Raw genomic sequence first — 13,708 nt, forward strand, 5'->3', positions numbered from 1 at the left:
TCAGCGGACGTTGCGCGCGTCTTTCATCTCCTTCCAGCGATGATATTGTTCTTGCTTGGCGGGACTATCGTCCATGTCGCCCAAGAGCCAGAAACGAAACCAATCGATGTTGCGCTCATAGATCGCCGCGCGGTGCGCCGGTTGCCATTTGATATGCCGCTCGTCAGGAAACACATACATGTCCACTGGACGGGCCAGGTCGCGAAAGGCGGATGCCATCTCCAGGCTCTTGATATATTCGCTGTCCGCAAGCTGGAGGAGAAAGGGAGCTGTGACGCGGCGCGCATTTTGCGCGAGCGAATAGGTCGCCCAGGGATCGCCTTCGCCACCCCAGGAGGGATAACCGAGCTGACGTAAAAAATCCTGGAGCACAGGACCGCCGAGAAGGGCGTAAGTGTTGGGATCCTCGCAACATGTCGCCAGGGAAACAGCCTTGAAGCTGTGGCGGCTGTTGAGGAGGGCATATTGGGTGGTCGATGCGCCGTCGCTCAGCCCCCAGATACCGATGCGCTCCGGATCTGCCGTACCTGTCGCCACGGCTGCGTCGATCAGCCGGTCCAGTGCGCTCAGGATGTTGCGCCGGTCGATCCTGTCATGCTGCACCGCGCGGAGGAAATCGCTCCAGGCGGGCGCGGGGTCGGTATAATAATCCTTGGGGCGGTTGAAACTGAGCACTGCCATGCCCTGGCGCGCCAAAGCGAAGATCGGTGCTTCATCGCCTGTCCCGCCGCGAAGGAAGCCGCGGGACTGATATTGCACGACGACAAGAGGGTGGCGCTGGCCTGGGCGGTGACCGGGGGGCAGGACAAGGTCGGCGAAGGCCTCTACGCCATAATCGGTCTTCACATGCAAGCGGCGCACAGCACCCAGGGCGATGGATCGAAATTCGGGATTGAGGTCGAGAAGGAGGGACTGGGCTCCGCTGAGCAATTCATAGCGCATGATGCGCTGCGGTTGGGCAGCGGTTTCTTCGATGCACAAAACAGCGTCAGAGGCCCCGACGCAACCTGACAGGATGCCGGTCACGGCATGAACGAGTCTGGGTGGTTGTCCCGGACGCCAGAGGTAGATCGCCATCTCTTCAAGGGCGAAGCCTTGCCGTCGCACATACCAGAGCGCATCGCCTGCGTGGGTCCAGCCAAAGGTGACCACGCCCTCGCACTGGGGCATGTCGCACATACTGGCCGACACATGCGGCGAGGAGATATGCAGTACGCGCGGCGCATTATATCGGGCGGCGCGCTGCGCCGCCCAGGCCACTCGTTCGCCATGATATTGCTTGGACCCAGCAGGAAGGCGGGGATCTGTTGTCAGACCATTGAGCTCGTCAGCTATCTTGGAGCTGACGGGCGTACTTAAGCCCGTCAGGGGATCGAATAAAGCCCATTCCACCGGTGCGGGCTCGCGGACGAAGGGACGTGACCGCATGGCGGGTGAGAAACGGTTGTCGAAATGGAAGCCGCTCAGCCCTTCTTCACTGATCGCGCGATCACCTGCTTCGAGCGCTGGTCTTGTCGCGAGATAGAAGCCCTTCCCATCGGGTGCCCATTCAAAGTCCTCTATGTCGATCGCGCTGCTCGTTAGCGCGCGAGCGCTGCTGCCGTCGCGCTTGGCAAGCCAGAGCTGTGCGGGACCGCCATCGCCCCTGAGATAGGCGATGGCGGTCCCATCCGGGGACCAGCGGGGAACGACCGTCTTGGCCGTGCCCAAAGGGACTGCTGCCAGTCCCCGGATGCTCATGGTGCCGGTGAGCAATTGCCCGCCGACATCGACTCTCCCCAGAGCAGCCTGCGACCCGACGGGGAGAAGATACATGGCCAGGCAATAGCTGTTGCTTTGCGGATCAGCTTGGCGAACCTGGAAGGCGACGAATTTCCCGTCGGGCGACACGGCTATTGGGCTGTCGTCCCACAGCCCGTCTTCGCCGCGACCCACATCGCGCAGGTGGAGGAGGTCGGCTGCTTCTAGGAACCGCCGATTTGACGCGAAAGTAGCGGTTCGGGCTGTTTCCAGCTGTCGGCAATGGGAGGCGACGCCTGGCGCCGGGGAAGGGGCAGCTGTGATCGATGCCAGAAGCGCGAGGGCGACGCTCACCATGTCTTGCGCAGTCCGACGCTGAATGTACGGCCGAGAACGGAATAATTGGTGGAGTCGAAGGGTACATCATAGGCGGCCGTCGTCCGGATAATGGTGGGTTTGTCGTTGAGCAGATTGGCAACGCCAACGCTGAATTCCACGCCTCCTAGTAGCGACCGATTCTGTGGAACTGCGTAGCGCCAATTGAGGTCGAGGCTCGTCTGTCCTTCTATCCTGCGCCGGGGTGTGCGGCGCGTGTCGAGCAGGCTGCCGACATGGCTGAGCCAGACCGACAGCATGAGGCCCTCACGTGCGTAGGTCACGCCGCCGCGTGCGCGGAATTTGGGTGGATTGAAGACCATGCCGGCCAGTGGCACTTCGCCCTGGCCGGAGACGACTTCGCGCGTGCTCGACAGGAAGGTGGCGTCGGCCTGAACGCTCAGACGTCCGCCGTTCGTCAGCTGGCTCGCGTAGCGCGCTGCAATGTCCACGCCGCTCGCCTTCTGTAGGGAGACATTCGCATAGCGGTTATCGATGATGGCGACGACGTTGCCTGGCACATAAGGCCCGCCGGAGAGATTCTGCAGGCCAACGGAGGAATAGGCGATCGCGGCGTTCTGCGCGGCGAGGCTGGGATTGCGGGTGATGAGGTCGGCATAGACCGGATTGTCGAGCACGCCGCTGCCCGAGGCGATCGGCTGAACCACGCGATCGCTGTAGCGGACGCTAAAATATCCGATGTCGAATTCAAATCCAGGGAGGGCGCGAGGATGCAAGGCGGCTGAGATGGACCATGTTTGCGCCTTTTCCGGGCGCAGATCCGGGTCGCCGCCGCGCAGGAACAGCACGGTCGATCCGGCAGGCAGACCGGCTCCATAGGGCCCTGCATTGTACAGCCATGTAAAACCCGTCAGATATTGCTGGTAGAGAGTAGGCGCCTTGAAGGACCGGCCCCAGCTGCCCTTCAAGTCAAGGTCGGGAAGGGGCGCAAAGACGATGCCCAATTTTGGCGTGGCGACCTGCGCCATGCCCGGGTAATCTTCATAGCGCAGAGCGCCCGTGACAACGAGCCGGTGGACCAGGGGCATGTTCTGGGCGGGAGAGACCAACGGCAGCTGCGCCTCAGCAAAGGCATAATAGCTGTCGCGCGAGACCTCGAAGCTTTGCGCGGTCGGTGCGCCGGCGGCAAAGGACGTGGTGCGCGCGTAATCCATCTTGTTCGACCGATAGCCGCCCCCAAGCGCCAGCCGGAGATCGCCCCCAGGCAAGGTTGCAACGCGCCCTTCGACATTGGCCTCGATGCCGAAGCTGCTGTTGCAATAGCATCCTTCGATTGTCGCCAGGGCCTTGCCGCCCGAATATTGGGGACTGTTCCACTTTGTCTGATCGCGCCCATAGACCATCTGGAGCGATGAGGACCAATTGTCTCCCAGGCGGATCAGGAGTTCAGGCGACAGGGTAAATGCTTCGACTTCGGACCGGGTGGAAGAGCCTAGGGCCTTGTAATTGCCAGTCGTCGAAAAGGCATAGAAGCTCTCGGTGGAGCGGCGACTGTAGAGACCGTCGAACTGCAGCTCCACGCCGGGGAGGAGATCCTGGTGGAGGCTGCCGATGACGGCATGTTGTCGCTGATACGGCCAAAGGGTCGTGCTGTCGTCCAGACGGGACGTGTAGGAACGCTGGCGAGCGGTGACCGGCGTATTGCGGGAAAAATCATAGCCGACGATCAGGCCGCCGCCCGACCAGCGCGTTCCCGCTACGGCCGCATATTGCTGCCGCACATAGCCGCCGTCGCTCGCCGCCGCCAGCCGCGCCGATGTTGTCACCCCCTCATAGTCGCGCCTCAAAATGATATTGGCGACCCCGCCTACCGCATCCGAGCCATAGATGGCGGATGTCCCGTCCACGACGACTTCGATGCGGTCGACGGCGTCGAGCGGGATGCTGGACACATCGACCGCCTGATAGGCTGCGCCATAGGAGAGCCGCTTGCCATTGAGCAGCGTCAGGGTGGCGTCCTGGCCGAGCCCGCGCAAGTTGAGCGATGATCCGCCACCCAGGTTGGAATTCTGCTCACCCACGGTGCCGAGCGCGATGCCCGGATTTGTACCGCCGCTGAAATTCTGCGGGATCGACCGGATCGCTTCGCCAAGATCAGCCTGGCCCGCTTCCCTGATCTGCTGCTGGCTGAGCGTAACCTGCTTTGAAGCCGAGACCGCGCCGCGCAGGCGGGATCCGGTCACCACGATGTTGTCGGCGGATGGGCTTTCACCAGGCCCTTCCGCCGCTGTCTCTCGCCCCCGAACCTGAATGGCTCCTTCTGTGTAAGTGGCGCTCAGCCCTGTCCCACGCAGCAGCAGGTCTACAGCTTCGCGGACATCGAAACGGCCAACGAGGGCAGGTGCGGTGCGGCCACGGACATCCCCCGGCGCGAAGAATATTTCCCATCCCGACGTCGCGCCGACCTGCCGCAATGCGTCGGCTAGGGGCTGCCTTGGTTGACCATAGTCTACCGGCTGCTCGCTCTGCGCCTCCGCTATCTGCAGCCCCGCCAGGATCGCCATGGCACTGCCAGTCAGAAGCACCGAACGAACCATTCCCACTATGCGCATAGTCTGCCCCCTTTGCTGTCGGCGGCTTCGTTTGAAGCTCGCTCCGGGGACATCGACAGGAAAAGGGGCGTGTACCTTAAGGGGGCAGTAAAGATTTTTTTACGGCGCGAGAAGGATCTCGCCGTCGGATTGCCGCTGGACGTTGAGATCGAGATAGCGGGCGAGATTGGTGGCAAGCCGGCTGGCATTGTCGATGCGGAACCGCCCGGACACCTGTGCTTCGCCAAGCGAAGGATCGGCGAGACGAATTGGATGAGGCGCGTAGCGGTTCGCTATGGCGACGACGTCGTGCAACCGTGCGCCCTCGAAGGACATCATCCCGGTCGGCCATTGGGCGGCCTGACTGTCCGCCAGGGCTGGCGAGGGTAGGGGGGCGTTCGGATCGAGCGTGAGGCTGTAGCCCGTCTTCAGCAGACGCGTCCTTTCAGGTCCGGCAGAGGATCGAACAAGGACTTCGCCGTCCAGCAAGGTGACCAAGACCTGTCCACCTTGCGCCACCGTGACATCGAACATGGTTCCGGTAGCCGTGACGCTGCTGCCGGCGGCATGCACGACGAACGGACGCCCATCATGGGCGACCGTGAAGCGGGCGCGGCCGCTTTGAAGCCAGAACTCCCTCCTGTCGGCCGTGAACGCGATCTGGAGACCGGTTGCCGTATCAAGCGTGACCACTGAACCATCCGGCAGGGGACGTCGGGCGACGGCGCCCCGCGGATTATCCAGGGTGAGCCGTACGGCTTGCGTCGAGGCTGATTTGCTCGCGTCGAGACCGACGGCAGGTGGCGACCACAGGCGCCACACCAGGAGAACGGCTGCGGCGAGCAGCAGACCGGTAAGGGCGAGAACGGCCAGGCCATGTCGAGGCTGAGCGCTCCGCCTTGAATCCCAGCGGGAGGAGTGAACCAGCAGGCGGGCGTCGTGGAAGCGGCCGGCAGCCTTGTTGTAGGCCCCGCGATGAAGTGGGTCGGCAGCCAGCCAGGCCTCGAATTCGCGTCTGAACCGATCGGCGTCCGGCCGCTGCATGCGCGCGACCCAAGCCGCAGCCACGTCTCGCAGGGCCTCATCTTCTGGCGGCATAGGCTCAGCCATGAGCGTCGAAGTGCCGATTGATATGCGCGAGGGCGCGCATCATGTGATATTCAACCGTACCCATGCTGAGCCCTGTGGATGCCTGGATCTGCTTGTACGTGAGGCCATCCCGACGGCTCAACAGGAAGATGTCCCGGCTGCGCGGTGAAAGCGATGACAGAGCCGCTTCGTAGAGTTCCAGCAATTGCCGGGCCTCCATTTCGGCTTCCTGCGATGGGGCCACGGCGATGCCGACGTCCTCGTGCAGCGGCTCAAGCCGCCAACCCCGTGATGCCTTTTCCTGATGACGATCGAGCAGGAGGTTCCGCGCCACGCGCTGGAGATAAGCCGCCGGACGACGGATCTGGGCAAGGCTGGGAAGGCGCGCAATGCGGGCGAAGCTTTCCTGCAGCAGGTCGGAGGCAGCATCGGCATCACCGGTTGTCCGTCGAAAAAAGGAGAGCAGGCGCGGGGCTTCCTCGCGGAATAAGGCGTCCAGTTGGGACCGGACCGGCCGCTGCGGGGCAGGGGCGTTGTCGCGGCGGCTGCTCATGGCAGCCTCGAGGGACTAGCGGTGAAACAATTAGGCATGGGAGGCGTCCACGCGGCACACCGAATGCCCGGCGAAGCCGGACCCTCAGTTCAGCGATGGTCGCCGCCGTCCAGCGCGGTCTGCGCCTTATCCCGACACGGCCACCCGTCCGACCAGGACAGGTGCGAATGATGGCTGGCAGGGATGAACCCGCATTCGCTTGCCAGTAAATACGAATGCGCCGCCAAGGCTGCCAATTTGGGAGAAGGAAGGCAAGAGCAGAAATTCAACCCGCAAGACGTACATCAGCCTCAAGCGCTTCCAAACGCTCGGCGCAGACGCTATGCACGACGCGTCCCAGCTCCTCGATCTGCGAAGCCAGCCATTCAAGCTGTTCCTCTGTGACACGATAATGCTTGGAATAGCGGGCCTTCACATAGGCTTCCTTTAGCTTCTCGAACATCGCGCGGTCACGCCGCGTGTCTGATGGCCACACATAAGCGAGGCGCCGATCGATACGCTCAGCCTGTGTGCGCAAGAAGCCAAGATTGTGCACATGTGGCGTGTAGAAAGTGCAGACTAGAAGAACGCAGTGATAAAGGCGCTCGGTAGCCTGATGAAGGTCAAAAGCAGCGTCCTTCGCATACCCTTCTCGGATATCGAACTTGGCGATATTGAACCGCTTCATCGCAGCGGGAAACCATTCGTCATAATATTCTTGCGCCATCGCTAGCGCCTGCTGCGGCGTCTTCGGCTGCGGCTTGTGGAGGTCGGTTCCGTCAGCGTCGTACAAAGCGATACCATCGCGCGCCACGTCCATGAAGAAATAGCGTCCGTGGGCGAGGCCGTCGTTCACTTCTTGGAGGGTATGAACTATGAAGTTGACGGGTGTCCTCAGCGCCTTTGTGACCATGATCTCCAGGTTGAGGCGCTGGTCGAGCTTGGACCAGAAAGTAACCCGGTCCGTGAGACGCTGATCGTTGACGATGACCAGCAGATCATAGTCGGACTGATAGCCTTTGGCGGTATGAGGTTCATCCACCCAGCCGCCGCGCGCGTAGCTCCCGTACAGTATCACCTTCAGGATGCGGCCCTTCTTCTTCCAATCATGCCGGGCGAGTGAAAGGGCATCTTCGAACTCCTCGAAGATGATTTGCCTTATCCTTTCGAGCTCCCGCTGCTTATGCGAGGGTAAATGGTCCAGATCGGTTCGCATCCAAGAATCGTAACATTGCAGGTGCTTGCTTGCACCCCAATTTTCGTGAGGGGCCCGACATCCTGAAGGTTGCTCATTTGATATGAGGGTGTTCTCGTTTCGCCTAACTGCTGGCGAAACGGCTAAAAATGGGACCTTCGCGACCGTCGGCTTCGGAGGAACAAGATCAGAATAGCTGACGTTCCCCCCTGGGGCGCAGGTGTCAACTGCTGCACCTTCACTGCGAGAATGCCGTCACCCAAACCGCGACGCTGATCCGGATGCATCCCAAGGCCGAAATTTGTCGCTTCCTAGCAGGCACTAGTCTAGAGCATAATCCGACCTAACTGAATCTGGACGATTCCTTTTCGTTGGGAAATCTGATTCAAGATGTCAGCTGGACAAGGAGGTCAGCCTGGCATGACGAAGTCTATCTCAGAGGATTTACGTTCGCGGGTGATTGCGGCGGTTGACGGGGGCCTGTCACGGCGCGCAGCAGCTGAGCGTTTTGGAGTTGCGGCGGCGAGCGCGATCCGTTGGGTTCGCGAATGGCGGGAGACTGGATCGACGCGGGCGAAGCGGCAAGGCGGCGACATGCGGTCGCGCCGGATTGAAGCCCATCGCGACATTATTCTCGGTGCGGTCGAGGAGCAGGTGGACATCACGCTTGTTGAACTTGCCGAGATGCTTCGAGCGCAGCATGGGGCCGTATTTGCGCCGAGCACGATCTGGCGTTTTCTTGATCGTCACTCAATGACCGTGAAAAAAAACAGCGCACGCCAGCGAGCAGGAGCGGCCCGACGTTCTCGCGCGGCGACGCGCATGGTTTAAGGCCCAACCTGATCTCGACCCGGAACGGTTAGTGTTCATCGATGAGACCGGCGCATCGACGAAAATGGCGCGTCTGCGTGGACGGGCCCAGCGCGGCATGCGCTGTCGCTCCCCAATTCCGCACGGTCATTGGAAAACCACCACCTTCACCGGCGCGCTGCGCCTAACGGGCATGACCGCACCCATGGTCCTGGACGGTCCCATGACTGGCGAATGGTTCGCTGCCTATGCAGCGCAGGTTCTGGCGCCAACGCTGCGTCCCGGCGACATCGTCATCCTCGACAATCTGCCAGCTCATAAAACGATGGCGGCCCGTGAAGCCATCGAAGCAGTCGGGGCGCGAATGCTGTTCCTGCCGCCATACAGCCCCGACTTCAATCCAATCGAGAACGCCTTCTCGAAGCTCAAGGCAATCCTGCGAAAAGCCGCCGCCCGAACCGTCCCCGACCTATGGGATGCAATTCGCGAGGCACTGCCCCGCTTCACTCCCGAAGAATGCGCAAATTACTTTACTGCCACCGGGTATGAGCCAGAGTGATCGGATTCTGCTCTAGATCGTTCCATGACGGCGCGTCCCGGCGCGCGGTCTCTTGAAGCTTTGAATTGCCGTCGTCCATATCTGAACTGAGCGCGCTTGATCGCCTGTTCTCCTCTGCCGTTTTTCAGGAAATGGCCAGGAAAGGGCGCTCGCCTCTGTTCAGCCGCCTCATGCGCCAAGCGGGCGTAGTGGAGCGCTGCGGAGAAGAGGCGACGGTCGGTTCGGCATTCGATACTGCTTTCGCGCGCCTCAGGACCGCAGGAAGCCGGAACGAATACGTCTACCGCGCGGCGGTCACCAAGAATGTCCTTCTCGGCAAGCATTCCCTGCGCACTGCCTCGATGCTCAATGAGGTGCGCGCTGGTGACTGCAAGGCGGATCTCGTCATCCTGAACGGCACCGCCAGCGTCTATGAAATCAAGTCGGAACGCGATTCCCTTGCGCGCCTCGTCAACCAAGTCGCCAACTACAAGCGTGTTTTTGCGACGGTGAATGTCATTGTTGGCGAGGACCATGTCGAGGGTGCCCAGCGCGTACTGGACCGCGATGTCGGCATCCTTATGCTTTCCCGGCGCTACCGGATATCCGCGGTACGCGAGGCTGTGGATTCACCCGAGCGGACTTGTCCTACAACCATCTTTGAGACCCTACGATCGGCCGAAGCCGTGGCCGTATTGAAGTCGCTCGGCATAGCCGCGCCCGATGTTCCGAACACCCGGCGCCATGGTGTGCTCCGCTCGTTGTTTGCCGAGTTAGACCCGGCCGACGTCCACCGCGAAATGGTCAGTACACTGAAACGGACGCGGTCGCTTGTGCCTCTAGCGGAGCTCGTCGCACGCCTTCCGGTCTCGTTGCAGGCTGCGGCACTTTCGATACCAGTCAGGCGCGGCGATCACGATCGCGTCGTCAGTGCCATTGAAACACCTCTCAAAATGGCGATGGAGTGGACATAATCCTACGATGTACTATCCATATTTTCGCGGCAAACAGTTCGAACTCATCACCATTCGGGAGACAGCGGGGGTGATGGCACAAGCGGGGTTTGTGCCGATCATCGAACCGGTCAAGGAGACCCTGAAGGGGCTTCACAGGGCCTTGCAAACTGTCTGCGAAGTGGGCGGCAAGGCGATCGTCATCGTCAACCCGTACGTCGGCGACCACCAGGACAACGGAATTGGCATCACCGGTCTCCTGGCCCAGGAGTTTGCAGATAACGCAGCAGTATCGGCTGGGATACTTCTTCGGGAGGATATGAACCTCGAAGATGCCTATGCGCTTTTCGAAGCGCACGCCGCGCACGATCCGGTGTTCGTCCATGCCGGGTTTGGGGACCAAAAGGCTCTGGCCGATCAGCTTGGCGCGGGTCTCAAGAACACCCGCCATGTCTTCATCGAGAAACATGCAAGCACGCTCTGCCGCCGCTGCCTTAGCAAGGTGATGCTCTGCTCTTTGTCTAAAATAGACATCGTTGCCGCTCTTCATGGATACCCTCGTTCAGAAGCGTCTCGCGCATTGAGAACAAGCGTCGCTTGGTTGGGATAAACTCATCAGGTGGACGCGACGCTAAGATGTGATCGCACGGCGATCTGTCACCCCTAGGCGCGATGGGCGCGCCTAGGGGCGCAGCCGCGGCGTGCTGCTGCCGCGTGAAAAGGGCTTTAGAAGACTTGGGTCGTTCGTCATATTCGACAAACATGATTGATGCCGATGGAAAGTCAAGCCTTAGGCCGTTCAATGCATGATGGAATTAATGTAGGGCAGCATGCTAGGAAATTTATTGTTGTCACGGAAAAAGCTTTGCCTCTTCAATGGAAGTCCACTTTGTAGATGTATCTGCTTTTCTGACAATTAAGTCTTGTGTACGGCTACTGTTGATCACAATCATGACGAGTTTCATTTTCAAGCGTGTCAAATTTGTTAATTGAAACGAAGGCGTTGCTTTTTTATTATGCCCAGTCCACCATGGCTCGCTACATTGCTGATTTAAACGGAGTTTGTCATGACTGAACGCCGACAGAAGGTTGAAACGCTTGCTGTTCATGCCGGATGGCGAGCTGATTCAACGACAGGGTCGGTGGCCGTTCCTATCCATCAGACAACATCCTACCAATTTCGCGATGCGGAGCATGCGGCCTCGCTTTTCGCATTGCAGGAACTCGGCAACATTTACACCCGGATCATGAATCCGACTACCGACGTGCTTGAGAAGCGCGTAGCCGCCCTCGAAGGGGGCGCTGCTGCCCTGGCAGTCGCCTCGGGACAAGCTGCATCTGCCTACGCGATACAGAATCTGGCGCGCTGTGGCGACAACGTCGTGAGCTCGACAGCGCTTTACGGCGGCACATATAACTTGTTTGCCAACACGCTTAAGGATCAAGGCATTGAGGTGCGTTTTGTCGATCCTTCCGATCCGGAAAATTTTCGGCGGGCAACAGACGAGCGGACACGAGCCTATTATGCGGAAACGCTGCCCAATCCGAAGCTTGAAGTCTTCCCCATTGCGGATGTTGCTGCAATAGGCCGGGAGGCTGGAATTCCCTTGATCATGGACAACACAGCCGCGCCCCTGCTGTGTCGACCCATCGAGCATGGCGCAGCGATCGTCGTATATTCAGCCACCAAATATTTGGGCGGTCATGGGACCTCAATCGGCGGATTGATCGTTGATGGCGGCAATTTTGATTGGGCCGCGACCCCGGAGAGACAGCCGCTTCTGAACGCGCCTGATTCCTCATATCACGGAGCCATCTGGACCGAGGCGGCAAAGCCACTTGGCCCAATCGCCTACATACTGCGTGCAAGAGTGGTTTTGTTGAGGGATTTGGGGGCAGCCTTGTCCCCGTTCAACGCGTTTCAGCTGATCCAGGGGATAGAGACAGTGTCACTGAGGATGGAGCGGCACTGTGCCAACGCCGCTATCGTTGCCGACCATCTTGCGCAGCATCCCGCAATAACGAGGGTCATCTATCCATCTAAGCAGAATGGCCTCATCAAGGAGCGGGCCGACCGATATCTGACTGGTGGCCAAGGGGGACTCGTGGGCTTTGAGCTTGCCGGCGGGGTGGAAGCTGGGCGGAAGTTTATCGATGCCTTGGAACTTTTTTACCACGTCGCCAACATCGGTGATGCGCGTAGCTTGGCTATACACCCTGCTTCCACCACTCATTCCCAGTTGAATGAGGCGGAGCAGCTTGCGTCAGGCGTTTCGCCCGGGTATGTGCGCCTCTCCATCGGGTTAGAACATATCAGCGATATTTTGGCCGATCTAGAAAATGCTCTGAAGGCAGCGGTCTAGACGGAGCGGTATTAGCGCGCCCGGCCCCTCACGCGGGTAACCCGAATATCCCATTTCATGTCGACAAAGAGAGAGAAGACATTGCCCCGTATCGACGAGAAACTCCTGCCGATATTCGAAGACGTGTTGAGGCGGAATGCCGGTGAAACCGAATTCCACCAGGCTGTCGAAGAAGTGCTGGAAAGCCTGGGGCTCGTCGTCGCCAAGCATCCTCAATATATGGACAACGCCCTCATCGAGCGCATCTGCGAGCCGGAACGCCAGATCATCTTCCGTGTGCCCTGGGTCGACGACAAGGGGCAGACCCACATCAACCGCGGTTTCCGCGTGCAGTTCAACTCGGCGCTCGGCCCCTATAAGGGCGGCCTGCGTTTCCACCCATCGGTCAATGTCGGCATCATCAAGTTCCTGGGCTTTGAACAGACCTTCAAGAACGCGCTGACCGGCCTTCCCATCGGGGGCGGCAAGGGTGGATCGGACTTCAATCCGCGCGACCGCTCGGATGGCGAAATCATGCGCTTCTGCCAGTCCTTCATGACCGAATTATATCGCCACCTTGGCGAATATACGGACGTTCCGGCCGGGGACATCGGCGTCGGCGCGCGAGAGATCGGCTATCTCTTCGGCCAATATAAACGCCTCACCAACCGCTATGAGGCGGGCGTGCTCACCGGCAAGGGCCTGATCTACGGCGGTTCCCGCGCGCGCACCGAAGCGACCGGCTATGGCGCCGTCTATTTCGTGGACCAGATGCTCAAGACCCGTGGCGAAAGCCTGGAAGGCAAGCGGGCGGTGGTGTCAGGCTCCGGCAATGTCGCCATCTTCGCGATCGAGAAGATCAAGGAATTCGGCGGCAAGGCGGTCGCCTGTTCGGACTCCTCCGGCTACATCGTTGACGACGAAGGCATCGACCTCGACTTGCTCAAGGAAATCAAGCTCGTCCGCCGCGAACGGATCTCCGAATATGCGCGGTTGAAAGGGGCAGGCGCCTATTTTGTCGAGCAAGGCGTCGTGTGGGACGTGCCGTGCGAAGTCGCGCTCCCGTCCGCGACGCAGAATGAACTCAATGGAAATGATGCCGCGACCCTGATCCGCAACGGCGTCGTCGCCGTAGGAGAGGGCGCGAACATGCCCTGCACCCCCGAAGCTGTCCGCCTGTTCCAGAATGCGAACATATTGTTCGGCCCTGCAAAGGCGGCCAACGCGGGCGGCGTCGCTACGTCCGCGCTGGAAATGCAGCAGAACGCGTCTCGCGACAGTTGGACCTTCGAGGAAACCGAGGCTCGCCTCGCCGCGATCATGCGGCGCATCCATGATAGCTGCGCAGAGACCGCCGAAGAATACGGCGCGCCCGGCAATTACGTCCTCGGCGCGAACATCACCGGCTTCGTCCGCGTCGCCGAAGCGATGGGAGCAATGGGGGTTATCTAGCAACGAAGGAGCGGGTGATCTCTAGCGCCTTTCGCCCGGCTCGTTAGTTTGGGCCCGGATGTGCTCTGGTTGTCTCGGTAGGTCGCACAGTTCCCGTGCCGTTAGTCTGAGCTTAAATGCTCCACGGCTT

General features: G+C 60.3%; 10 protein-coding genes. 5 read left to right on the plus strand and 5 right to left on the minus strand.

Features of this window, described 5'->3' with window-relative positions:
- The 5 genes from IZV00_RS01850 to IZV00_RS01870 all read right to left on the minus strand — a co-directional run bounded on the left by IZV00_RS01850 (position 1) and on the right by IZV00_RS01870 (position 7,504).
- Positions 1–2,097: an Atxe2 family lasso peptide isopeptidase gene (locus tag IZV00_RS01850; RefSeq protein ID WP_268934772.1), complete on the minus strand. Its 2,097-nt coding sequence runs from the start codon at positions 2,095–2,097 to the stop codon at positions 1–3.
- Entirely contained in the window at positions 2,091–4,688 is a 2,598-nt protein-coding gene (locus tag IZV00_RS01855) for a TonB-dependent receptor (protein ID WP_196225538.1), read from the minus strand. The genes IZV00_RS01850 and IZV00_RS01855 overlap by 7 nt, the downstream gene beginning before the upstream one ends.
- Before the next feature lie 99 nt (positions 4,689–4,787).
- Positions 4,788–5,765 (minus strand): FecR family protein, encoded by a 978-nt coding sequence (locus tag IZV00_RS01860; RefSeq protein WP_230463250.1) that lies wholly within the window; start codon positions 5,763–5,765, stop codon positions 4,788–4,790.
- Positions 5,766–5,769: 4 nt separating this feature from the next.
- On the minus strand, positions 5,770–6,309 hold the full coding sequence (locus IZV00_RS01865) for an RNA polymerase sigma factor (protein WP_196225540.1): 540 nt from the start codon (positions 6,307–6,309) through the stop codon (positions 5,770–5,772).
- Between the two features lie 265 nt (positions 6,310–6,574).
- On the minus strand, positions 6,575–7,504 hold the full coding sequence (locus IZV00_RS01870; RefSeq protein WP_196225541.1) for a HEPN domain-containing protein: 930 nt from the start codon (positions 7,502–7,504) through the stop codon (positions 6,575–6,577).
- Positions 7,505–7,903: 399 nt separating this feature from the next.
- On the opposite strand from IZV00_RS01870, the gene IZV00_RS01875 reads away from it, so the two are divergent.
- From IZV00_RS01875 to gdhA, 5 genes are all read left to right on the plus strand, one after another.
- Positions 7,904–8,852, plus strand: a protein-coding gene (locus IZV00_RS01875) for an IS630 family transposase (protein ID WP_230463251.1) whose coding sequence is annotated in 2 segments (ribosomal slippage) — positions 7,904–8,247 and positions 8,246–8,852 — 951 coding nt in all. Because the reading frame shifts where the segments join, the coding sequence is not laid out codon by codon here.
- Between the two features lie 65 nt (positions 8,853–8,917).
- Positions 8,918–9,805 carry a sce7726 family protein gene (locus tag IZV00_RS01880; RefSeq protein ID WP_230463252.1) on the plus strand — a complete coding sequence of 296 codons (888 nt, stop codon included), beginning with the start codon at positions 8,918–8,920 and terminating at the stop codon, positions 9,803–9,805.
- Positions 9,806–9,812: 7 nt separating this feature from the next.
- Positions 9,813–10,394 carry a sce7725 family protein gene (locus IZV00_RS01885; RefSeq protein ID WP_196225542.1) on the plus strand — a complete coding sequence of 194 codons (582 nt, stop codon included), beginning with the start codon at positions 9,813–9,815 and terminating at the stop codon, positions 10,392–10,394.
- A gap of 457 nt (positions 10,395–10,851) precedes the next feature.
- A complete protein-coding gene (locus IZV00_RS01890) occupies positions 10,852–12,147 on the plus strand; it encodes an O-acetylhomoserine aminocarboxypropyltransferase/cysteine synthase family protein (protein ID WP_196225543.1) in 1,296 nt (431 codons plus the stop codon).
- Between the two features lie 81 nt (positions 12,148–12,228).
- Entirely contained in the window at positions 12,229–13,578 is a 1,350-nt protein-coding gene (gdhA, locus tag IZV00_RS01895; protein WP_230463333.1) for an NADP-specific glutamate dehydrogenase, read from the plus strand.
- The last annotated feature ends 130 nt before the right edge of the window (positions 13,579–13,708 follow it).

It is taken from the genome of Sphingobium sp. Cam5-1 (assembly GCF_015693305.1).
GTDB lineage: Bacteria > Pseudomonadota > Alphaproteobacteria > Sphingomonadales > Sphingomonadaceae > Sphingobium.